A 26,552-nucleotide genomic window follows, 5' to 3' on the forward strand; every position below is an offset into this window, starting at 1 on the left:
CCTAACCTTTGATAGCATGCCTTCCGAACACGGCGGGCACCATGCCCACGGGGAGGAGCGCTTTGTCCAACAATCCGTTTGACGATCAGGATGGCCGTTTTCTGGTGCTCGTCAACGACGAAGAGCAGTACTCACTCTGGCCGACGTTCGCCGCAGTGCCTGCCGGCTGGGCGGTGGCGTTCGGCGGACCCGACGGTGTCGATCGTGAGAGCGCCCTGCGCTACGTCGACGAGACGTGGACTGACATGCGTCCACGATCACTGCGGGAACGCATGAACGACGCAGCCGCGCACTCCCCGTCGCCCGCGTGAGCGCTGTCGCCAAGCACGACGGCTCTTGGACCGGTGCAGCGGTGTTGCGCCGCACGGTTACCCGCAATCTGCGTTGGCTGATGTCCGGTACCGGCCTGATCGCGCTGCACCAATTGTGCGAGGTTTCGGTACCGGTGCTGATCGGCATCATCGTCGATCGTGCCGTCACCACCGGCAGCGTGCCCGCGATCATCGGTTGGATTGCGGTGCTCGCAGCGATGTTCCTCGTCCTGACGGTGGTGTACCGCTTCGGCGCCCGGCTGCTGATGTTCGCCATCGCCCGCGAATCGCATCTGCTCCGAGTCGAGCTGAGCAGCAAGATCCTCGACCCGCTCGGCATCCGCACCGACTACAAAGTCGGTGAGCTGCTGTCGATTTCGTCGAGCGACGCCGACGACACGTCGTACCTACTCGACTACATTCCTCGCGTCGCCGCAGCAGTGGTGGGCACCGTCGTCTGCGGTGCCGTGCTGCTGAGCATCGATCTGCCGCTGGGCCTCATGGTGCTGATCGGTGTGCCCGTCGTCGTGGCGGGTCTGCAGCTCACGGCGCCGATGATCGCCAGGCGCGTCGAGGAGCAACAGGCGGAGGTGGGTCGTGCCACCGCACTCGCCACCGACCTGATCAGTGGACATCGCCCCCTCGCGGGCATCGGCGCGCAGAGCAACGCCGCATCCCGCTACCGCGTCGCGAGTCGCCGTTCGCTGACCGCCACCCTGCGAGCATCACGCATCCAGAGCGTCCACGCCGGCGCCGCGGCGGCCGCCGGTGCACTGGCCGCCATGGCAGTGGCCGTGGTCGCCGCCTACTTCACGATCCACGGCACGCTCTCGGTCGGGCAGCTGATCACCGTTATCGGATTGGCGCAGTTCCTCATCGAGCCATTCTCCCTTCTGGCCGTCGTGCCCAGCTGGGTCGCCGAGGCACGGGCGTCGGCCAACCGCGTCGCCAACGTGCTGAACGCGCAGACACGCCACCAGCCGCATGCCCCGACTCCCACGCATGCCGGCGTCGCTCCGGGGACGCTGTCGATCCGCGACGCCGTGCACGCCAGCCTGGACGGTCTGTCGCTCGACGTGGATCAGGGTGAGTTCGTCGCCGTGCTGACGTCCGACCCGCGCGACGCCTCCGCACTGATCGATCTGCTGTCCGGTCACGAGCGGTCCGCCGGTGCGGTACGGATCGGCGGACGTCGCATCGACGAGATCCCGGCGGGCGAACGGCGCACCAGCCTGCTGGTCGAGCACCATCACAGCGCGCTGTTCACCGGCACGCTGGAATCGAATCTCAAGGTGTCCGGCCCCGAGAATGCCCCCGACGACCGGGCGGTGCGCAGCGCGCTGGAGGCGTCCTGCGCAGTGGACGTCGTCGACCTCCATCCCGACGGTCTGGCGCACCCGGTGGTCGAACGCGGAGCGAGCCTCTCCGGTGGGCAACGCCAACGCTGGACTCTGGCAAGGGCACTCGCCGTCGATCCCGACGTGCTGGTGTTGCACGACCCCACGACGGCCGTCGATGCGGTCACCGAACAGGCCATCGCCGACGGCCTCCGGCGGCTGCGCACCGAGGGTGGTCGTACCACCATCGTCCTGACCAGCAGCCCGGCGTTGCTCGCCGCCGCCGACCGCGTCGTGCTGGTGGTCGACGGCCGGGTCTACGACGAGGGCACCCACCGCGACCTGGTCGACGCACATGCCGAGTACCGGGACCTGGTGACGCGGTAATGACCGTCGACGATCCCATCGCCAAGCCGGTCCTTCCGGTCGCCACCGCGTCGCGCTCGGCAGCGTGGCTGGCGTCGGCTCTGCGTCGCCGTCGTGGTGAGGTCGCCGCGGCCATCCTCGTCGGCCTGGCGGCCGCCGGCGCCTCCATCGTCCCCATCTATCTGCTTGGGAATCTCGTCGACCGGGTCAGTGACGGTGACGCGTCGGACGGCCTCGTGGGCCTCGCAGTCGTCATCGCGGTCACCGCACTGCTCGGCGGATTGGGCACCGGGCTGTCGTCCTACCTGACCGCCCGGCTCGGCGAACAGACGCTTGCCGACCTCCGCGAGGACGTCCTCGGGCGCGCATTGAACCTGCCCGCCAACATGATCGAGGAGAGCGGCAGGGGCGACCTGCTGTCCCGTGTCGGCGCCGACGTCGCAGTGGTGGCCAGGGCCGTTTCCGAGGTGTTGCCGACGATCCTCAACTCCTTCTTCCTCGGTGTCGTCACGCTCGTCGGCATGACGAGTTTGGACTGGCGGCTGGGCTTGGCAGGCGCGCTGTGCATTCCGGCCTACGCCGCTGGGCTGTGGTGGTATCTGCCGCGTTCGGCGCCGATGTACGCCGGGGAACGGGTGGCGATCGCCGAGCGTGCCCAGGTCACCGTCGAATCCATTCAGGGCGCCAAGACCATCGACGCCTACGAGATCCACGATCGGCACTTGGCCGACATCGAGCGGGCGTCGGCGCGCGCCCGGGACATCTCCATCTCGGTGTTCACGTTCTTCACCCGCCTGGTCGGTCGGGTCAACAGGGCCGAATTCATCGGGCTCACTGCCACATTGGTGGTCGGGTTCCTGCTGGTTCGGTCGGGCGACGTGACCGTCGGACAGGTCACCGCCGCGGCGCTGATGTTCCACCGCCTGTTCAATCCGATCGGCGAACTGATGTACAACTTCGACGAGATCCAGTCGGGCTCGGCCAGCCTGGCCCGCCTCGTCGGGGTCGTCGACATCCGCACCGCGCACGACGACGGACCGGTGAGGGGCACCGCCGCGGCGGAACCGGCCGGCTCGGACGTCGAAGTCGACCATGTCTCGTTCTCCTACGGCGCGGGTCCCGAGGTGCTGCACGACGTGTCGTTGACCATTCCGGCCGGTACGCGTTGCGCGCTGGTCGGCACCACCGGTGCGGGTAAGACGACGCTGGCCGCGGTCGTCGCCGGACTGCTCATCCCGACCCGCGGGCAGAGCCGGATTGGCGGCGTCCCGGTCAACGACATCGATCGGAATCGGTTGCGGCACTGGGTCGCCACCATCACGCAGGAAGTCCACGTCTTCTCGGGGCGTCTGATCGACGACCTGCGCCTCGTCGCGCCGAACGCCACGCCCGACGAGGTGTGGGCCGCGCTGCATCGAGTTGGCGCCGGTGTCTGGGTCGAGGCCCTCGAGGACGGACTCGACACCCTGGTCGGCGAGCACGGGGTCGCGTTGACCTCCGCTCAGGCGCAGCACGTCGCCTTCGCCCGCCTGGTGCTGGCCGATCCACGAGTCGTGGTCCTCGACGAGGCCACCGCAGAGGCAGGCAGCGCGCATGCCGCAGAACTCGAACAGGCCGCCGCTGCGGCGACGAAGGGCCGCACGACGCTGATCGTCGCGCATCGACTCACTCAGGCCGCCACAGCGGACCAGATCGCCGTGATGGACGACGGACGCATCGTGGAGAACGGCACCCACGACGAACTGGTCGCGCTCGACGGCCGGTATGCCCGGCTGTGGCGTGCGTGGAGCACCCACAACTGATCACCTGCTTGACACGCGACATGAATACCGACGGAGAGGTTGCACTTTCGTGACCACGCATTCACTGAACATCGCGGAACTCCTGGAAGGGTGGAACAACCGCTCGATACCCGAGTGGACGTCCACGGTGCCCGAGTTGTTCGGCGCGCAGTGCGAGGCCACGCCCGACGCGGCCGCCGTCGTGCACGGTGATCGTCTGCTGACCTACCGCGAGCTTGGTGAACGTGTCGCTCAGCTGGCGAATACGTTGCGCGCCAGCGACTCCCGCCCCGAGTCGATCGTCGCCATCGGCGTGCCCCGTTCGGCCGAGATGGTGGTCTGCGTCCTTGCCGTCATGGTCGCCGGGGCGGCATTCGTGCCGGTGGACCCCAGCTGGCCGCAGCACCGGCGCAGCCAGGTGCTCGCCGACGCGGGCGCTGGCGTCGCCTTCGTGACGGCGGATGACGAATCCGACTGGGACGTCCCGACTCTCGCGGTGGATTTCGACGACTGGCGCTTCGCGGGGCAGCCGACGCAACCGCCTGCGGTGTTGGTGGAACCGGGGCAGCTCGCCTACGTGATCTTCACCTCTGGATCGACCGGCAAGCCCAAGGGTGCCATGATCCGCCACGAGGCGATCGCCGAGCGGCTGCTGTGGCAGCGCGACCACATTCTCCTGTTCGGCGGCGATGATGCGGCACTGTTCAAGGCACCGTTGTCCTTCGACATCTCGGTCAACGAAATCCTGCTGCCTCTGGTCAGCGGCGGCCGAGTCGTGGTGGCCGAACCCGACGGTGAGAAGGATCCCGAGTACCTGCTGGACCTGATCCGGACACAGCGGGTGACGTTCGTCTACCTGGTGTCCTCGATGCTCGACACGCTGCTCGAACTCGACCGCCTCAGCGCCGGGCCCAGTTCGTTGCAGTCGCTTCGCCACGTGTGGTGCGGCGGCGAGGTGCTGACCCCCGGCCTGTTCGCCCGGTTCCGCAGCCAGCTGTCCACGACGCTGTATCACGGGTACGGCCCGGCAGAGGCGACGATCGGCGTGTCGCACGTGATCTACCGCGACACCGCCGAACGCATCGCCACCTCGATCGGCAGGCCCAACCCCCATACCCAGCTGTACGTGCTCGACGACGACATGCGGCCCGTGCCGCCCGGTGTCGGCGGCGAACTCTACGCGGCGGGGTTCCTGCTCGGCCGTGGGTACGTCAACGCATCGTCGCTCACGGCGTCGCGGTTCGTGGCAAACCCGTTCGACGACAACGGCTCTCGGATGTACCGCACCGGCGATCTGGCGCGGTGGACCGCGGACGGCAGCCTGGAGTTCCTCGGCCGCGCCGACAACCAGGTGAAGATCCGCGGCAGGCGCATCGAGCTGGAGGAGATCGAGGCGCAGCTGGCCGACCATCCCGCGGTGCGCCAGGCCGTCGTCGACGTGCACCGCCACGGCAACTCGGAACAGCTGGTCGGCTACCTCGTCGCGAGCGACGGCATCACCAATGACGCTGCGCTGCACGCCGAGATCGCCGACTGGGGCCGCACCCGGCTGCCCGACTACATGGTGCCGACGTTGTTCGTCGCGCTCGATCGGGTCCCCGTGACGGCCAATGGCAAGACCGATCGGCGCGCGCTGCCTGCCCCCGACGTGGCGCCCCGCCGCACAGTGAAACCGCCACGGACGCCGCGGGAAACCGTGCTGTGTCAGGCGTTTGCCGATGCACTCGACCTCGATGAGATCGGCGTGGACGACGACTTCTTCAGCCTGGGCGGCGACAGCATCGTCGCGATCCGGGTGGTCAGCCGGGTCCGCGCCAGTGGCTACACCCTGCGGCCCAGGGACATGTTCGCTCACCGCACCGTCGAGGCGCTCGCCCCGCTACTGGCCGAGTCGGGCGCAGTGCCTGCCGCCGACGTTGTCGACGAGCCCACCGGCCCGGCGGTGGCCACCCCGATTCTGCACTGGCTCGACGAGGCCGGCGAGGCCGGTTCGGCAATGAACGGCTTCTACCAAGGCATGGCACTGGTCACGCCCGAAGGCCTCGAGGAAGACACGCTGCGTGCCGTGCTATCCGCCACCCTCGCCCGCCACCCCGTGCTGTGGGCATCGACGGACGGCGGGGCCGCCACGCTGCACATCCCGGAGACGCCGCCCCAGATCCGCTTGACCATGGCCGATCCCGGCGCGGACATCGAGCGCCTACGCGACGACCTCGTCGCGACGCTCGACCCAGCCGCAGGCGTGATGGTGGCATTCGGCTGGCGTCCAGCCGAGGTCGGGCCGGGCCGCCTGCTCGTGGTGGCGCATCACGTCGTCGTCGACGGGGTGTCCCTGCGCATCCTTGCCGAGGACATCGCCGCCGCGCATCGTCTGATCATCGGCGGCAGCCATGCGACGCTGCCTCCCGCCGCAACGTCATGGCGAACATGGGCCCAGCGGCTGAACGATGCGACGGTCGAAGGGGCGTTTGACGAGGATCTCGAGCACTGGCAGCGCGTGTGCTCGACGTCCGAAACACCCTTGGGTGATCGGCCATTGGACCCAGCCCGCGACACCGTCGCGTCCGAGGCGCGCCTGACCGTGGAACTTCCCGCGACCGTGGCCGAGGCGGTGCTGACCGACGTTCCCGACCGGATTCATGGTCACGTCAACGACGCGATGGTCGCCGCGCTGTACCTGGCACTGCTCGAATGGCGCAGTGAGTGTGGACACGAAGCCGACGGGACGTTGCTCGTCGAGATGGAGGGCCACGGGCGCGAAGCCGATCAGGTCGGCGACCTCGACCTGTCGGGGACTGTCGGCTGGTTCACCACGCTGTATCCCGTCGCATTGCGAGCCGACGACTTCGACTGCAGCGCAGCCCTGTCCGGCGGCACCGCACTCGGGGCGGCAGTGCGGTCGATCAAGGACCAACTGCGCTCGGTGCCATCGCGCGGGCTCAGCCATGGGGCGTTGCGCTATCTGCGCGGCGACGACACCCTCGCCGTGGCACCGCAGGTCCTGTTCAACTACCTCGGCCGGTTCGAGGCCGGGCAGCGGCCATGGGCCTTCGCCGACGACGACGCCGCGGTGCTGGAGGACCGCGACCCCGCGATGCCGCTGCCACGGCTGTTGGAGGTCAACGCCGAAGCCGTGACCATCGCCGGCGCGACGGTGTTGCGCGCGACGTTCAGTTGGCCCTCCGGCGCCATCGCGGAGTCCGAGGTCACCCGCCTCGCCCGGCGCTGGAGCGAGCTGCTCGCCGCCATCGCGATCAGCGATGACGTTCGGGGGCACAGCATCTCGGACTTCCCGCGCGTCGCGCTCGATGCCGGCGACGTCACCCGTCTCGAGCAGACGTACCCGGGGTTGGCCGACGTCCTGCCCTTGACCGCCACCCAGCAGGGCATCTACTTCCACTCCACGTTCAGCCGAAGCCACGACCCGTACGTCGTGCAGCAGATCGTCGACATCACCGGACCGCTGGACACCGACCGCTTCCAGCGCGCCACCGAAGCCGTCGTCAACCGGCACCGGACCCTGTCGGCGGCGTTCACCACGTTGTCGGACGGCACGCCGGTCGCCGTGCACGCGACGCCGGCGGCGCCCGACTTCGACGTCGTCGACGCCCGCGGCGACGACGCGGACCTGGTGATCGCGTCCCGCGCCCAGTGGGAACGCAGCCGCAGGTTCGACCTGGCCGCCCCACCGCTCACCCGGTACACGTTGGTCCGCCGCAGCGACGACGTGCACACCATGATCCAGACGGTGCACCACATCGTGGCCGACGGATGGTCGGTGCCGATCGTGCTCGACGACCTGTTGGCGGCGTATACGGGCAACGACTTCGACGGTCCCGCACCCCAATTCGCCCGATTCGTGGACTGGCTCGACGAGCGCGACGACGTCGCGGACCGGGCGGCGTGGGCGGACGTGCTCGATGGGGTCGTCGAGCCCACTCGGATCACCGCGGCGGACGGGACACGCGGGCAGGCGGCGCCGGCGGACGGCTTCGGCAGCCGCACCACCTCCGTGGGGTCCCGGGCTTCCGTCGCCGCGGCCGCCGGCCAGGCGTCGATCACGGTCGGCACGCTCCTGCACACCGCATGGGGAGTCACCGTCGGCCGTCTCACCGGTACCGACGACGTGCTGTTCGGCACCGTGGTGTCCGGCCGCGGCGGCGACCTCGACGGCATCGACCGCATGGTGGGCCTGCTGGTCAACACCGTGCCCGTGCGGGTGCGATGGTCGGCGGGTGACACCGCGCTGGACGTGGCCACGCGACTTGCGGGCGTCGAATCCGCCGTCGTCGAGCACCACCACCTTCCGCTCACCGACGCCCACCGCATCGCGGGTGTCGGCGAACTGTTCGACTCGCTGGTCGTCATCGAGAACCTCGGCACCACAACCCATTCGGTCGGCGAGCTGAGTCTCGGCGAGATCGGCGTGGTCGAAGCACCGCACTACCCGCTGACGGTGATGATCGCGGTCCGCGACACCATCACGGTCACCGTCACCAACGACCGCGGGCAGGTGTCCGACGTGTTCGCCGACGCCGTCGTGCAGGCGTTCGCCGCCGTGCTCACCGCCGTCACCACCAACCCCGCTCTGCGCTGTGCCGAAATGCCACTGGGCACCCCGGACCAGCCGGCGCCCGCTGCCCCCGCCACCACGGTGACCGCGCTGATCGCCGACGGCATCGCCGCCCACCGCGACGAGGTAGCCATCGTGGTTGACGCGCAGTCGTGGACGTTCGCCGAACTCGATTCCCGTGCATCAGTGTTTGCGCGGCAGCTGGTCGACGCCGGGGTGCGCCGCGGTGACATCGTCGCGTTGGCGATGTCGCGGTCGGCCGACGCGGTGGCCGCGATGTGGGCCATCATCATGACCGGGGCTGCGTACCTGCCGGTCGACCCGACCTATCCGCGGACGCGCATCGACTTCATGGTGACGCATGCGCGGCCGCTTGCCGTCCTCGTCGACGCCGCCGGGCGAACGGCGTGCAGCGGTGCGATCCCCGACGGCACTACTCTCATCGACACAACGCTCGTCGACACCACCGATCTGGCGGGTGCGGCCGAGCCGTTCGTGCCCGTCGAAGTCGGCCCGTTGGACGCGGTCTCGGTGCTCTACACCTCCGGCTCCACCGGCGAACCGAAGGCCGTCGTGGGAACCCATGGCGCGCTGGCGAACAGGTTGAAGTGGGCGATCGCCCAGTGGCCGTCGGCGACCCGGTTGGCGAAGAGTTCGCTGTCGTTCATCGACGGCACCACCGAACTGCTGTCCGGGCTTGCGGGCGGGGCGTGCACGGTGCTCGCCGGTGACGACGACGCGCGGGACGGGCGACGGCTCGCGGGTCTGATCGCCGCCCACGACGTCCGTCAGTTGGTCGCAGTTCCGTCGCTCGCCTCTGCGCTGGCCGACGAACACGCCGACGAAGTCCGCGGCGTGGAACGCTGGATCGTCAGCGGCGAGCCACTGGAAGCCGCCCACGTGGCGGCGCTGCGCACGGCGTCACCCGCCGCAGTGATCGTGAACTCGTACGGGTCCTCCGAAGTCGCGGGCGACGTCCTCGCCGGCGAACAGCACACGGGTGGCATCACGCTCGGTTCCATGGTGCCCGGGACCGGCATCCGCGTGCTGGATCCGTTGCTGCAGGATCTGCCCGTCGGTGTGATCGGCGAAATCTACGTCAGCGGTGTGCAATTGGCGCGCGGCTACCTCCACCGCCCCGGCCAAACCGCGGCCCGCTTCGTCGCCGCGCCCGACGGCCAGCGGATGTACCGCACCGGAGATTTGGGCGCCCGACTTCCCGACGGACGGGTGTCCTACGCCGGCCGCGCGGACGGTCAGTTGAAGGTCAATGGCCACCGCATCGAACCGGCCGAGGTCGAGGCGGCGCTCACCCGTCACGCCGACGTGCTGGACGCGGCCGTGGTCGGCACCGGCTCGACGCTTGCAGCGTTCGTCGTCCTACGACCGGGCGCCTCGTCTCCCGACACCGTCGTGTCCGGCCTCGCCGACGAGCTTCCCCGCCACATGGTGCCGACGTCGGTTCAGGCGATCGACGCGATTCCCCTGTTGCCCAACGGGAAGCGCGACACCGCGACGCTTCGGTCGCTCGTCGGGCAGGCGGACTCGGCCGCAGGTGAGGCGCTCGTGCCAGCCGACGACGTGCAACGCGCGATCGTCGACGTGGTGGCCGACGTCCTCGGCCGCGACACCGTCAATGCCGACGCCGACTTCTTCGCGCTTGGCGGCGACAGCATCGCCGCCATCCGGGTAACGAGCAGGTTGGCCCGCGCGGGTTACCTCGTCACCACCGAGGACGTGTTCCGTAGACGCACCGCGATCGGCCTGGCTGCGGCACTGAACGAGGCCGCGCCCCTCGCCAGGGCACGCGTGGCGATCCCTCGGTTCGGCACGGTGCGGTTGTCCGCCGAGACGATCGCCCGGATCACGTCCAGCACGGCTGTGGACGACATCTGGGCGATGTCACCGCTGCAGCAGGGCGTCTATTACCAGAGTGCGCTGGGCGCCGAGACGGATCGATCGGCGTCGACGTACATCGCGCAGAACACCTTCGAGTTCGACCGCCGCATCGACGTCGACGCCATGCAGCGGGCGTTCAGCGCCCTGTTGCGCCGCCACCCGCAACTGCGCGCCGGTTTCCGGACCGTCGACCACGCCGAGGACGTCCCCGACGTCGACGCCACCGACCTCGTCCAGGTCATCTTCGCCGACCCGCCGTCGGACATCGCAGTCGTCGACCTCAGCACCGAGGACCCCGGCGACCCGGCGGTGGCCGACGTGGCACGGCGCACCGCCGACGCGGACCGCACCACGCCGTTCGACATCGCCACCGCACCGCTACTGCGCCTCACCGTCATCCGGCTGCCCGACGGTCGGGACCGGATGCTGTTCACCTACCACTTCCTGCTCTTCGACGGCTGGTCACGCGAACTCGTTCTACGGGAGTTGTTCGCCCTCTATGACTCTCGCGGCGAACATGGCACCGTCGAGGCGCACGGCGACCTCGTCCTGCAGTACCTGGAGTGGCTGAAGACCGTCGGCGAGGACGACGCATCCGCCGCGTGGCGACGCGTGCTGTCGGGACTCGACGGACCCACCCTCGCCAGCGGTGTCGAACCCGGCCAGCCCGCAGCCGTCGTCGACGCGGAGCCGGGGCGCATCGTGGTGTCGGTCCCCGATTCGGTGACCGCCGGAATGCTCTCCCGCGCGGCCGAGTTGGGCGTCACGCTGAACGCCGTGGTCACCGCCGCAGTCTCGATCGTCACCGGGTACCACGCCGGCACCACCGACGTCGTCGTCGGCATCACGGTGGCAGGCCGACCCGGCGAACTAGTCGGCATCGACGAGACGATCGGGCTGTTCCTCAACACCGTGCCCGTTCGGCTCGACCTGTCTCCCAACCACTCGGCTTCCGACGCCATGCGAGCGGTCAACGAGCAGCGCGTGTCGATGATGCGCCACGACCATCTCGGCCTGGGTCAGATCCAGCGGGCCGCAGGCGATTCCGGTGGCGCGCTGTTCGACTCGCTGCTCGTGCTGCAGAACTTCCTCGACGACGACACCTTCACCGACCTCGAATCCGCCCACGGCATCGTCGCGGTCGACTACCACGACACCACCCACTTCCCACTCACCTGGGTCGTCACCCCGGGACGCGAACTGACGGTGAAGCTCGAGCACCGCGTCGTGGACGACGCGCGGGCCCGCGAGATGGTCGACCAACTGCTCGCGGTGTTCGACGCGATCGCCCAGTCGCCCGACGTCGCCATCGGATCTATCGAACTGGTCGGTCCGCCACGGCGATCCGAACTGGAGCGACGATGGTCGTCCACCGCTCGACCGGTGGAGCCCGTCACCGTCGCGGAACTGCTGGCGCGGCAAGCCGACCGCAACCCGGACGACACCGCCGTCGTGTTCGGTGCGCAGCGCCTGACGTACCGCGAGTTCGATGACCGCGTCTCGCAGCTGGCGCGCTACCTGCGCCTACACGGCGCGGCACCGGAAACGTTCGTGGCGCTGGCACTTCCGCGTTCCATCGACATGGTGGTGGCGTTGTTCGCGGTGTTGCGCGCCGGCGCCGCATACCTGCCGTTGGAGCTGGATCTGCCGATCGACCGGCTGCGCACCATCGTTGACGATGCGCGACCGGTCTTGCTGCTCACCACCTCGGAGCACACCCAGCTCGCCGACTTCACCCGCGGGCATGGCGCCACCATCGTCGCGGTGGACGACCCCGAGACGGCCGCCGCCCTGGCAGCCACCCCGGCCGACCCGCTGACACCGGCCGAGCTCGGCGACTTCGCGAGCGGGACGCAACGCCTGCAGCACCCCGCCTACCTGATCTACACCTCGGGCTCCACGGGACGACCCAAGGGCGTCCTGACGGGTTACGCCGGCCTGACCAACATGTACTTCAACCACCGCGAGGCCATCTTCGACCCCACCGTACGACGCGCCCGCGGGGCGCGGCAGGACCAGCTACGGATTGCGCACACGGTCTCGTTCTCCTTCGACATGTCGTGGGAGGAGCTGTTCTGGCTCGTCGAAGGTCACGAGGTGCACGTGTGCGACGAGGAGCTGCGCCGCGACGCTCCCGCTCTGGTCGCCTACTGCCACGAGCACCGGGTGGACGTCATCAACGTGACGCCCACCTACGCCCACCATCTGATGGACGCCGGCCTGCTCAGCGGTGCCCATACGCCGGGCCTGGTTCTACTTGGTGGCGAGGCCGTCGGCGACGGCGTCTGGTCGGCCCTGCGCGAGCACCCGGAGTCGGCGGGTTACAACCTGTACGGGCCCACCGAGTACACCATCAACACTCTCGGCGGCGGCACCGCCGAGAGTGCCACACCCACTGTGGGACAACCCATCTGGAATACGCGTGGCTACATTCTGGACGCGGCGCTGCGCCCGGTTCCCGACGGTTCGACCGGCGAGCTGTACGTCGCCGGGACCGGACTGGCACGCGGATACCATCATCGTCCCGGCCTGACCGCCAACGCGATGATCGCCGACCCACACGTGCCCGGCGGTCGGATGTATCGCACCGGTGACCTGGTGCGCCGCCGCCCCGACGGACACCTCGACTTCCTTGGCCGCGCCGACGACCAGGTGAAGATCCGCGGCTACCGGGTCGAACTCGGGGAGGTCGAGTCGGTGCTGGCAACGGCCGACGGGGTGGCCCGATGCGCGGTCGTCGCGCGGTCCGGTTCCGGCACCCCTCCGGTCAAGACCCTTGCCGCATACGTCATTCCGGCCGCTGCGCCCGACGACGTGTCGGTGTTCATCACCCAGCTGCGCGATCATCTGGCCGCCGTCCTGCCCGGCTACATGGTGCCGACCCGCTACGGCGTCGTGGACGCGCTACCGCTCACCATCAACGGCAAGCTGGACGTGGCCGCGCTGCCCGAGCCGGTGGCCGCCACCCGAGGGGCGGCACGCGAGCCGCGCACCGCCGTGGAGTCGACGCTGCTCGAGGTCATCTCGGGAGTGCTCGGCATCGACGGAATCAGCGTTGATGACGACTTCTTCGCCCTCGGCGGCGACAGCATCTCGTCCATCGCCGTCTGTGGCCGAGCCCGCAAGGCGGGTCTGCAGATCACGCCGCGCGACGTCTTCCGACGCCGCACCGTGGCCGCGCTGGCCGCGGTGGTACGCACGGAGTCACCCGTGGCCGCGGCCGAACCCGACACGGGCGTCGGCGTGATTGCCGCGACCCCGATGCTGGCCGAGACCGCGCAGTCCGCGACACCGCTGAACAACTTCTACCAGTCGATGGTGCTGACCACCCCCGCCGAAATGACGAGCGAGGACCTCGAAGTCGTGCTTCGGTCCGTACTCGACGCGCACGGCATGCTGCGGGCCCGGCTCGTCGCCGACGACGCCTCCCGCTGGACCCTGACCGTTCCCGAGCCTGGCGGCCACCCCGAGCCCGTCGTCACCAGCCGGACCGGGGCGCTCACGGCGAGCGACGTCGCCGCTGCGACCACCGCCGCGGCCGCCGAACTCGCGCCCGAGGACGGCGTCATGGTCCGCGCCGTGTGGTACCAGGCCTCAGGCACTTCCGGAGGGCAGGAGCGAAGCGACCCGGGAAATGTGTCGGGCCAGCTGCTGCTGGTCATCCACCACTTGGTCGTCGACGGCGTCTCGTGGCGCATCCTGGGCGAGGACCTTGCCAGGGCGTGGAGCGAGCGTGCGGCGGGGCGGCCGGCGACCCTCGACGTCGCCCCCACGTCGTTCCGCACGTGGTCGACAGCGATCACCACGGCACCGTTCGACGAGGCGCGGCATTGGAACGACGTGCTGTCCACCCCGCATCCCGACCTCGGCCGCCGGCCATTGGACCCGACGATCGACACCGTCGCAACCGTGCGCAGCCGTGACGTCTCGCTGCCGCCCACCGTCAGTTCGGCGTTGTTGTCCTCGGTGCCGTCGGCCATGCACGGCGGTGTCAACGACGTGCTGCTCACCGCGCTGTCCTTGGCTATGTCGCAGTGGCGGCACGACCGCGGCCAGACCGCGACCTCGGCGACAGTGCTGAACCTGGAAGGCCATGGGCGCGAGGCGGATCTGGTGCCCGGTGATCTCGACCTGTCCCGAACGGTCGGCTGGTTCACCGCCATCTACCCGGCACGGATCGATCCCGGCACGCTGGCCTGGGCCGACGTGCTGGCGGCAGGACCGTCGTTGGCGGCGGCGGCGAAGTCGGTGAAGGAGCAGCTGCGCACCATTCCGAACCGAGGCCTGGGCTACGGCGTGCTGCGCTACCTCGACGCGTCGAAACCGATCCACGGGAAGTCCCCACAGATTCTGTTCAACTATCTCGGCAGGTTCGCCGGCGGCAGCGGCCGGAACTGGGAACCCGTCGCAGACATCGGCGCACTGCGCGAAGGGGTCGATCCCTCGAATCCCGCTATGGCCCTTGAGATCAACGCCCTCGCGGAGGACCGTCCCGACGGCACCGTGCTCACCATGACACTGGCCTGGCCCAGCGGCCTGCTCGACGACGCCGACGTCGACGCCCTCGCCACCCTGTGGGTCGACGCCTTGACCGCACTCACCCGATGCGATGCCCTGCCCGGACACACGCCGTCGGACTTCCCGCTGATCGCACTGACCCAGGCCGACGTCGACGAGTGGCAGCGCACCGGCCCGATCGAGGACGTGTTGCCCCTGCTGCCCCTTCAGGAAGGCATGTACTTCCACAGCGCCTTCGGCGACGGCATCGAGGGCTATGAGGACACCTACCGAGTGCAGCAGATCGCACGGATCAGCGGCCCGGTGGACCCGGATGCGCTGCGGGCCAGCGTGACCGCCGTGATGCGTAGACATCAGGCGCTTCGCGCCAGCTTCCGGGAACGCGAGGACGGTCGGCTAGCCCAAGTGATCTGGGCCGACGTTCCCGTCGACTTCCGGACCGTCGATGCCGATCCAGACGGTCTGGATGCCGTTGCCTCCGAAGCACTCTCGCACCCGTTCGACCTTGCCGATGCGCCGCTGGTGCGCTACGTCCTGGTGAAGCTCGGTGAGCGCGAGCACCGGCTGATCCAGACGATGCACCACATCGTCGCCGACGGCTGGTCCTATCCCGTGATCTTCGGTGACGTCGTCGAGCAGTACAACGCCGCGATCGGAGTCGGCACCGGACCGTCAGCGTTGTCCGTCACCCTGCGCGATCATGTCGAAGCCGTCACCGGAGGGGATCGCGACGCCGCCCGGCAGGCCTGGTCGACGGCGCTGGCGGGCATCGAACCGACCACGCTGTTCGACGAGGACCGCCACGCCGTTGGTGAGCACCGCAGCGCAGTGCGGCGACTCTCCCCCGACCTGACCGACGCATTGACGCGCACGGCACGGGATCGCGGGATCACGCTGAGCACCGCGCTGCACGGTGCGTGGGGTCTGCTTCTTGGCAGGCTGCTCGGGCGCGGCCGCGTGGTATTCGGGTCGACGGTGTCAGGCCGCGGTGGCGACCTGGCAGGCACCGAATCCATTGTGGGACTGCTGATCAACACCATTCCGGTACCCATGTCATGGGAACCGAGGACATCGATCGCGGCAGCCATGGCCGATTTGCAGGAGACGCAGAGCGGGCTGCTCGACGCCCAGCAAGTGGGCTTGGCCGAGCTGGCCCGACTCGCGGGGGCCCGGGATCTCTTCGACACCATGGTCGTCGTCGAGAACTTCCCCACCGCTGCCGCGGGCGCACCCGACGACGCGCGTGCCCTCAAGTTCCACGGCTTCACCGGCACAGACTCGCCGCACTACCCGGTGTCGTTCGTCGCCTACCTCGACGAGCAGCTGACCGTCGAGATCAAGTACGACGCCTCTGTGCTAACCGAACACCAGGCCGACCGGTTCGCCGAGCGAGTCGAACGCATCCTCACCGCGTTCGTCGAGCGGCCCGATGCGCCGGTCAGCACGATCGACGTACGCACCACGGCCGAACGGGAACTCGTCTCGGACACCGAGTCCCGTCGCGGTCCCGACCAGACGCTCGCCGAGGCGTTCACCGCGGTTGTACGCCGATCATCGGACTCGGTCGCGGTGACGTGCGGTCACGATCGGCTCACCTACGCCGAGCTCGATTCCCGAGCGTCGGCGGTGGCGGCCACACTGAGAGATCTGGGTGTGCAGCCCGAATCGCGGGTGGCGGTGGCGTTGCCCCGATCGGTGGACCTGATCGTCGGGCTGTTGGCCGTCATCAAGGCCGGTGGCACCTACGTGCCACTCGACATCGATTCCCCGGCAGCGCGTCTGCAGCACATCCTCGACGACTCGGCACCCGTCTGCATCCTCACCGACCGGAGCGACCGGCTCCCCGACTCGGCCACCCCGCTCGTCATCCTTGCCGACGCGGCGCGACACCCGGCGGAGCAGCCGCTGCCCCCAACGGGACTCAGTCCCGATCACGCCGCCTACGTCATCTACACGTCCGGTTCGACCGGTGTGCCGAAGGGCGTTGCCGTCACTCATCGCAACGTGGCCGCGTTGTTCAGTGCCACGACCGGCGGCACCGATGCACCGTTCGACTTCGGCCCCGACGACGTGTGGACGATGTTCCACTCCGCGGCGTTCGACTTCTCGGTATGGGAACTGTGGGGACCGCTGCTGCACGGTGGTCGCCTGGTGGTCGTTGAGCAGGAGGTGGCCCGCGATCCCGAACGGTTCGCACAACTCCTCGAAACCGAACGGGTGACCGTGCTGAACCAGACCCCGTCGGCCTTCTATCCGTTGATCGAGGCGGACCAACGCGATCGGCCGGAGCTCAAGCTGCGTTACGTGATCTTCGGCGGTGAGGCACTCGACGTTCGCCGGCTCTCCGGCTGGTACCAGCGTCACGGCGCCGACTCGCCGCGGTTGGTCAACATGTACGGCATCACCGAGACCTGTGTGCACGTCTCACACCGCGCTCTCGATTCGGGCGACACGGACGCGGCCGACAGCGTGATCGGCGGGCCGCTCCCGGGGCTGCGAATCCATCTGCTCGACGGCAATCTGCAGCCGGTCCCCACCGGCGTGGTCGGCGAGATGTACGTCGCAGGCGGGCAGCTCGCGCGCGGCTACGTCGGCAGGCCCGGCCTGACCGCCGGGCGGTTCGTGGCCAACCCGTTCGACGCCGCCGGGGAGCGGCTCTACCGCAGCGGCGACACCGCGATGTGGAGGGAGACAGGCGAACTCGTCTACGTAGGCCGCTCCGATCACCAGGTGAAGGTGCGGGGTTACCGCATCGAACTCGGCGAGGTCGAGTCGGCGATGGCGACCGTACCCGGCATCGCGAACGCCGCCGCCGCCGTCCGGCAGGACGATGCCGGTCGCACGCGCCTCATCGGCTACCTGGTCGGACGCGAATCGGTGGACGTGCCAGCGGTGCGTGCCGAACTCGCCGCCCGGCTGCCGGATTACATGGTGCCGTCGGCGCTCGTCGTGCTCGACGCGTTGCCCTTGACGGTCAACGGGAAGCTCGACCGTGCGGCGCTACCCGAACCGGAACAGCCGCCGGTCGCTGCGAATGAGGTATCCGTCACCGGTCACGACACCGCGACGCTGCTGACCGCATTGTGCACCGAGATCCTCGGTACCACAGTCACTCCCGACGACGACTTCTTCACGATGGGCGGCGACAGCATCGCCGCAATCCAACTCGTCAACCGGGCTCGACGGAAGGGAGTGCGGATCACACCGCAGCAGGTGTTCGTCCAACGCAGCCCCGCGGCACTCGCCGAAGCCGCTGGCGAGAGCGCCTCGACGCCCGCTGCCGCGGACGACTCGGGTCCCGACCTCGGAGAGGTCATGCTCACCCCGATCGTGCAGCGCCTCGCCGAACTTGGCGGATCGGTGAACAGGTTGAACCAGACCGAGCTGCTGCGCACTCCGGGGAGTCTGACCCACGATCGACTCGAAGCGGCGCTCGGCGCCGTCATCGCCCGGCACGATGCCCTGCGGATACGGCTGAGCCGCCCAGTGCCGATGCTGTGGTCACTGGAAACGACTGCCGAGATCCGGTTCTCACTGACGCGGGTCGACGCCGCGCACCTTGGCGACGACGAGTTACGCGACGCGATCGGCGCACAGTCCGACGCCGCCGCGGACCGGTTGGATCCGGATGGGGGCGCCATCGTGCAGGCGGTGTGGTTCGATCGCGGCGCCGACCGCCAAGGCCGGCTGCTCCTGGTGGTGCATCACCTCGCCGTCGACGGCGTGTCATGGCGGATTCTCATCGAGGATCTCGGCGACGCGTGCGAACAGCTCCTGGCCGGCCGGCCTCCCGTACTGCAGCCGGTGCCGACGTCGATCCGCGCCCATGCCCGGGCGGTCAACGAGAACGCCCAGCAGGCCGCCCGACTGGCGGAGTTCGAGCACTGGACATCGACGCTCGCGCCCGGCGGCGAACTCGATGCGCAGACCTCGACGGCGACCCTGACCGTGGGGGCCACCCGCGGCCACGAGGTCCGCCTCACCGCGGCCGAGACCGTGCCACTGCTCACCACCGTTCCTGCCATGGCCAACGCCGACGTCACCGAAACCCTGGTGACGGCACTGCATCTGGCCGTCGGTCGGTGGCGCACCGCACGCGGCGGTGCACCCGATGCGCCGCTCGTTCTCGATCTGGAGCGGCACGGCCGCGACGGCTGGGGCGAAGCGCTCGACTTGTCCAGGACCGTGGGATGGTTCACCGCTATCGCCCCGGTCCGGTTGCCGGCCGGTGCCGGCGGCGATCTCATCACCGCCCTCAAGGAGGTCAAGGAACGGCTGCGCGCCGCGCCCAACGGCGGACTCGGCTATGGCCAGCTGCGCTACTGCAACCCACGTACCGCCGCCGCACTCGGCCGTCTACCGAGCCCGCAACTGCTGTTCAACTACCTCGGCCGCTGGGCCGCTGACGGCACCGATGACTGGGACTCGGCACCGGAAGTCGACGCGTTGCGCGTCGCCCCCGATCCCGATCTGGGCACCCCATACCTGTTGGAGATCAACGCGATCTGTGACGAGACGGTCGACGGCCCGCGCCTGCGCGCCACCCTCACCTACGCCGACGGCGAGCTCGGTGCCGACGACGTGGCGGAGTTGGGCGACCAGTGGGTCGCGGTGCTGCGCGAACTGGGCCGCACCGTCGCCGACGGTTCGGCGGTGGCACTGACTCCGTCGGACGTTCCACTCGTCGAACTGTCCCAACAGCAGATCGACCGGATCACCGCCGCGCACGCCGTGGAGGACATCTGGCCGCTGTCACCGCTGCAGGAGGGCGTGTACTTCCAGGCGCGCTATGCGCAGACCGCGGTGTACATCGTCCAGAACGTCTTCGACTTCGTCGATCCGGTCGACGTCGACGCGCTGCGCGCCGCGTATTCAGCGGTGATGAGGCGCAACCCAGTACTGCGATCCGGCTTCTTGGCGGACGACCTGCCGCACCCGGTGGCCGCCATCGTCGCGGATCCCGTGTGCGAACCAGAGCTGATCGACCTCACCGGCCTCACGCCGGACCGGGTCTCCGATCGCGTCGACGAGATCACCGCAAACGATCGACTCCGCACCTTCGATCTCAGCGCACCCCCGCTGGCGCGAATGACGGTACTGCGCACCGGTGGACACGACCGGCTGGTCTTCAGCTATCACTTCCTGCTGCTCGACGGTTGGTCGCGAGAACAACTGCTGCGAGAGTTGTTCGCCGAGTACACCGCCGCCAGGCACGGAACGCCCGCGAGCCTCCCAGAGCCCTCCGCCGACTTCAGCGACTACCTGCGGTGGCTGGCCGGCCAGAACCGCGACGCGTCGGCCCGGCAATGGGCCGAGGCCCTCGCCGACCTGACCGGGCCGACGCTCCTGGTGCCCGATGCGGTCGGCACCGACCCCACCCTCGCATTGCGGCTCGACTTCACCCTGACCGAAGACCAGACCGCGCAACTCAGCGGAACCGCACGCCAGCACGGCGTCACCATGAACTCGTTGATCTCCACCGCACTGGCCTTGGTGCTCGGCTACGAAACCGGCAGCGACGACGTGGTCTTCGGGTCGACGGTCGCCGGACGCCCGACCGAACTCGACGGCATCGACTCCGTCATCGGCCTTTTCCTCAACACCGTGCCGACCCGCGTCCGCCTGCAGCCCCACCGTTCGGTCGCCGACACCACACGCGCCGTGCAGACCGAACGATTGCGGCTGATGGACCACGAGTACCTGGGTCTCGGCGACGTCCACCGCGCGGTCGCGGCGACCAACGCCGCACTGTCGGGCGGCGGCCCGCTGTTGGACAGCCTCTACGTGCTACAGAACTTCCTCGGCGACGACACGTTCACCGACATGGAGACCGATCACGGCATCGTCGGCCACGACTCGATCGACGCGTCACACTATCCGTTGACCTGGGTCGCCTCCCCGGGCCGGCGGCTGTGGGTCAAGCTGGAGTACCGGCCCGACGTAGTGGATCGCCCACGCGCCCAACGCCTTCTGGACCGTCTCCATCAGGTGATGCTGCATCTCGCAGCCAACGACGGCACGCTGGCGGCCGTCCCGCTGGTCCTGCCCGGCGAACGGCAAGCACTGGAAGCTCAGACGGATTCGACGCGACACGACCTGCTCGACGCCACCGTGATGGACCTGCTCGCCACCCACGGTGGAGCGGCGGCGGCATCGACGGCGCTGGTGTGCGGCGACGACAGCATCGATTACCGGGAGTTGGAGAGCCGGCTCAACCGGCTGGCCTGGGTGCTGCGCGACCGCGGAATCGGACCGGAAGTCACTGTCGCCCTGGCCATTCCCCGCTCGATCGACGCGGTGGTGGCCCTCTTCGCGGTGCTGCGCGCTGGCGCTGCCTACCTGCCGCTGGAACTCGACTATCCCGATGACCGGCTCGAGGTCATGCTGTCGGATGCCGGACCGGTGTGCGCGCTGGCCACGACGGCCACCGCGACGCGGATCGCGGCCGTCGCACCCGACTCCTGCCCCATCGTCGTCCTCGACGGTGCCGACGTGCGGGACGCGTGCGCGGCAGCGAGCCCGACGTGGGACGGCCGCGCCCCCGTCCTTGCCGAGCCCGCGTACGTGATCTACACGTCCGGTTCGACGGGCAAGCCCAAGGGCGTCGTCACCCCGCACCGGGGCCTGACCAACATGCACCTCAACCACCGGGAGGCGATCTTTGCACCGGCCATCGCGAAGGCGGGCGGGCGCAGACTGCGGATCGCGCACACCGTGTCGTTCTCCTTCGACATGTCGTGGGAAGAACTGCTGTGGCTCATCGAAGGCCACGAAGTCCACATCTGCGACGAGGAACTCCGCAGGGATGCAACAGCACTCGTCGCCTACTGCCATCGGCACCAGATCGACGTCATCAACGTCACCCCCACCTACGCGGCGCTCCTCTTCGAGCAGGGGCTACTCGACGGCGACCATCCACCCGTGCTGGTGCTGCTCGGCGGTGAAGCCGTGTCGGCAGCGGTGTGGGATCGGCTGCGCGACAGCGACAGTAGCTACGGCTACAACCTGTACGGGCCCACCGAGTACACCATCAACACTCTCGGCGGCGGCACTGACGACAGCGCCACCCCCACCGTCGGCCAACCGATCTGGAACACCAGCGCACACATTCTCGACGGGTGGTTGCGGCCGGTGCCGGACGGCGTCGCCGGCGAGTTGTACATCGCGGGTGCGGGTCTCGCGCGCGGGTACCTCGGTCAGCCGGGTCTGAGCGCGGGCCGCTTCGTCGCCAACCCATTCCAGCCCGGCCGGATGTACCGGACCGGCGACCTCGTGGTGCGGCGCGCCGACGGCAATATCGACTACCTCGGCCGCACCGACGACCAGGTCAAGATCCGGGGCTACCGCGTCGAACTCGGCGACATCGAGGCGGCACTCGCCACTCATCCACGGGTCGCGCGGGCCGCGGTGATCGCCCGACCGGACCCGACCACGTCTGGCTCACACCGGTTGGTCGGCTATGTCGTGCCCGCGGGGCCAGGCGAGACCGACCTCGTCGGCGAACTGCGCACCCACCTGAAGGCTGTGCTGCCCGCTTACATGGTGCCGACGGCGATGACGCTGCTGGACGAGCTGCCGCTCACCGACAACGGCAAGCTGGACGTTCGGGCGTTGCCCGAGGTGGCCCCCACGAGTGGACGGCAGGCCAGCCGGCCACCGCAGACGCCTGCCGAGGAGACGCTGTGCGACGTCTTCGCCGACGTCCTCGGGATGGACGACGTCGGAGTCGATGACGACTTCTTCGACCTCGGAGGGCATTCCCTGCTGACCATCCGGCTGATCGGCCGGGTCCGCACCGAGCTGGGTGTCGAGCTCTCGCTGGGCGACGTGTTCAACGCCCGCACGGTGGCGCGCCTCGCGGCGGGGCTGGAATCGGCCCCGACGCCGACGCGGTCGCCGAGACCCGAGCTGGTCGCGACGGCTCGACCCGAACGGATTCCCGCCTCACCCGCGCAGGAGCGGCTGCTGATCCTGGATCGGCTCGGCGAAACCGGTGTGGCGTACAACTACCCACTGGTCTTCCGGGTCCGCGGTGCCCTGGATCTGGAAGCGCTCGGCGACGCGGTGACCGACGTCCTCGACCGGCACGAGGCGTTGCGCACCGTCTTCGCCGAAGACGACGGGGCGCTGTACCAGGAGATCCTGCCCACCGGAACCCGGGCGCCGATGCGCGTCGTCGACTGTGCCGACGATGACGTCGCCGCCCTGATCACCGAGGCGGCCGACTACCTGTTCGACCTCGGCACGGAAATCCCCGTCCGGGTCGGCGTCTTCAGGGTCGGCGCGGGTGACCACACCGTGGTCCTGCTGCTGCACCACATCGCGACCGACGAGTGGTCGGACACACCGTTCCTCGACGATCTCAACCGCGCCTATGCGGCGCGAGTCGCCGGCGACGGCACGCCACTGCCCGCCCTGCCCGTGCAGTACGCCGACTACTCGTTGTGGCAGCGCGACCTGCTGGCGGTCGTCGGCGAGGAGCAGCGGCGGTTCTGGCGTACGGCGCTCGCGGATGCCCCCGACGAAATGACCTTGCCCACCGACCGGCCCAGACCGGCCCGGCCCACTGGTGCAGGCGGCACACTGCACGTCGAGCTTCCGCCGGAAACCGCTGCCGCGCTGGGTACTTTGGCTGCCGACCGCCAGGTCAGCATGCTGATGGTGCTGCATGCGGCCGTCGCGGTGCTGCTTCATCGGCTGGGCGCCGGTGACGACATCGTGGTGGGCACGCCGGTCGCGGGGCGCGACGAAGCCGCACTCGACGACGTGGTCGGCTTCTTCGTGAATACCGTCGTGCTGCGTGCCGACGTGTCCGGCAACCCGTCGTTCGACGAGATGCTGACCCGCGTCCGCACGGCCGATCTGGCGGCGTTCGCGCATCAGGAGCTGCCGTTCGAGCGGCTGGTCGAGGAGTTGAACCCACCGCGAGTCGCCGGGCGCAATCCGTTGTTCAACGTGTTCATCGGATACCACCTGCGTGGCGGGGCGGACACCGAGATGTTCGGGCTACCCACGCAGTGGTGCGAGCCGCCGGTGTCGGCGGCGATGTTCGACCTCGGGTTCACGCTGATCGACGAGCGTGCCGACGGCCGGGCGACGGTCATGGCCGAGTACGGCAGCGACCTGTTCGACGAATCGACGGTGCGGACGTTGACGCACCGGCTGGTGTCGGTTCTCGGCCAGGTGGCGACCGACCCGACGATTCCCGTTGGCGCCGTGGATGTTCTGCGTCGCGCCGAACGCGCCGACCTGATCACGGCCCGCAACGCCACCGACCACGAGATCGACCCGGGCGGCCTTGCCGTGGCAGTATCCCGTCAGGCGGCACACACGCCCGACGCGACGGCGGTCGTGTTCGACGACCAGGTGCTGACCTACGCCGAATTGGACGTCTGGTCGGATCGGTTGGCGGCCAGTCTCGTCGAAGACGGCGCCCGTCCCGGTGCGATCGTCGGGGTGTCCCTGCCGCGGTCGGTGGAACTCGTCGTGGCATTGCTCGCCGTGTCGAAGTCGGGCGCGGCCTTCCTGCCGCTGGATCCGGATTATCCGCCGGATCGGTTGGCGTACATGATCGACGACGCCAAGCCTGCCGCCGTGCTCGACGACGCAGCCGCGGTGCGTGCGGTGCGGAACTCGAAGGTGTCAGGACCGCTCCCGGTGGTGGATCCGGCTTCGTGGGCGTACGTGTTGTACACCTCCGGTTCCACCGGACGGCCCAAGGGCGTCGCGGTGCCGCACGCAGGCATCACCAACCGGATCTCCTGGCTGCAGCATGCGTACCCGCTGACGGCCGATGATCGGATGCTGGTCAAGACGCCGATCAGCTTCGATACGTCGGTGTGGGAGGTGTTCTGGCCGTTGAGTGTTCGGGCGACCCTGGTGGTGGCGCGCCCGGGCGGGCACCGCGACCCCGGCTACCTGGCGGACGTCATCGTCTCCCACGGCGTGACGGCGGTGGATTTCGTGCCGTCGATGCTGGAGTTGTTCCTCGAGGAGCCACGGTCGGGGGAATGCAGGTCGCTGACCCGTGTGACGGTTGGCGGCGAGGCACTGTCCGCCGAGGTGGCGAATCGCTTCACGGTCACCTTCGGGACTGCCGGTGTGCCGCTGCACAATCTGTACGGACCGACCGAGGCATCGGTGGACGTCCTCGGGTGGACCGCCGACGGAGGCCCTGTGGCGCTCGGCCTGCCCGGGTGGAACGTACGGACCTTCGTGCTCGACGCCTACCTCAACCCGGTTCCCCCGGGCGTGCAGGGCGAGCTGTACCTCGGCGGCGTGCAATTGGCGGACGGCTATCTACATCGCCCGGGCCTGACCGCGCAGAGTTTCGTCGCCAGTCCGTTCGAGGCCGGTGCACGGATGTACCGAACCGGCGACGTGGTGCGGTGGCGCGACGACGGCCAGTTGGAGTACCAGGGTCGGGTCGACGATCAGATCAAGTTGCGGGGTGTCCGCATCGAGCCCGGCGAGATCGAAACGGTGCTGACGGCGCATCCAGCGGTGTCATCGGCGCGGGTGGTGGTTCGCTCCGACCGGTTGGTGGCGTACTACCTGCCGGCCGCGGGAGTCGAGGAGCCGTCCTCCGTCGGCCTTCGCGAGCATGCGGCGTCGACGCTGCCCAGCCACATGGTGCCCTCGGCGTTCGTCGCGTTGGACGCGTTCCCGCTGACGCCGAGCGGGAAACTGGACCGGAATGCCCTTCCCGACCCGCAATTCGAAGCCGAAGCCGGTCGACGCGCCGCAACCGCACAGCAGAGGCGACTGTGCGAGCTGTTCTCCGACGTCCTCGGTGTCGGCGTGACGAGCATCGACGCGGACTTCTTCGCTCTCGGTGGTCATTCCCTGCTGTTGGTTCGCCTGGCGGCGACCATCCGACGCGAATTCGGCATCGACGTCCCCGTCGCCGAGTTGATGCTGGCGTCCACCGTCGCCGACCTCGACGCCCGGTTGACGACCGATCACGCCGACGCGGCGGATGGTTTGGCGCCGCTGTTGCCGCTGCGGCCATCGGGAACGGAGCCGCCGCTGTTCTGTGTCCATCCTGCCAGTGGGCTCAGTTGGCAGTTCGCGAGCCTGAAGCGGCATCTGCCGGAGCGGATTCCGTTGTACGGGCTGCAGTCGCCGCTGTTCTGCGGCGGGCGATTGCCCGACACCATCGCCGAACTCGCCTCCGGCTACGCCGACACGATCGTCGACGTCGCGCCCAGCGGGCCCATCCGGTTGCTCGGCTGGTCGTTCGGCGGCTCGGTGGCTCTGCTGATCGCCCAGGAGCTCGTGCGGCGAGGCCGCGAGGTGACGTTCGTCGGAATGTTGGACGCGCGCACGGACGTGGCAACGAACGACACGTTCGATCCCGCCGCCGTGCTGGCCGGGCTGCTACGAGAGATGGGATTCCCCGTCGACGCCGACGCCAGGATGACGGTGACCGAGGCGGTGGCGCTGGTGCGCTCGAGCGGCGACGCGATCGCGATCCTCGACGACCACCAGATTGCCCTCGTCATCGAAAACTACGTCGCCGCTGAGCGTCTCACCGCCGCCGCGTACTACGGCAGGTACGACGGGGACGTGTTCTTCGTCGATGCCACGACGTTGGAAATGGATCTGGTGGGTGTCGCATCGGCAGGTTGGCGGGACCACGTCGGCGGGCAGTTGCGCGTGGTCGAGCTGGACTGCCGCCATTCGGAGCTGATGGATGCGGACACGTTGCAGCGGCTCGGTCCGCTGATCGCGGCCGAGTTGGCACGCTGATCGGCGCGGCGCCGAA

Annotated in this window: 4 protein-coding genes; all 4 read left to right on the forward strand. The window is 69.1% G+C overall.

From position 1 onward, the window contains the following. The first annotated feature begins 62 nt into the window (after positions 1–62). On the forward strand, positions 63–311 hold the full coding sequence (locus N536_RS0119935; RefSeq protein ID WP_029115223.1) for an MbtH family protein: 249 nt from the start codon (positions 63–65) through the stop codon (positions 309–311). A gap of 80 nt (positions 312–391) precedes the next feature. Further along, positions 392–2,035 (forward strand): ABC transporter ATP-binding protein, encoded by a 1,644-nt coding sequence (locus N536_RS0119940; protein WP_155948658.1) that lies wholly within the window; start codon positions 392–394, stop codon positions 2,033–2,035. Then, positions 2,035–3,816, forward strand: a complete 1,782-nt coding sequence (locus N536_RS0119945; RefSeq protein ID WP_029115225.1) for an ABC transporter ATP-binding protein — start codon at positions 2,035–2,037, stop codon at positions 3,814–3,816. Before N536_RS0119940 ends, N536_RS0119945 begins: the two co-directional genes overlap by 1 nt. A 49-nt stretch (positions 3,817–3,865) precedes the next feature. After that, positions 3,866–26,536: a non-ribosomal peptide synthase/polyketide synthase gene (locus N536_RS0119950; protein ID WP_029115226.1), complete on the forward strand. Its 22,671-nt coding sequence runs from the start codon at positions 3,866–3,868 to the stop codon at positions 26,534–26,536. Positions 26,537–26,552: the final 16 nt, after the last annotated feature.

The organism is Mycobacterium sp. URHB0044, from assembly GCF_000620625.1.
In the GTDB taxonomy this organism is placed as follows: Bacteria; Actinomycetota; Actinomycetes; order Mycobacteriales; family Mycobacteriaceae; genus Mycobacterium.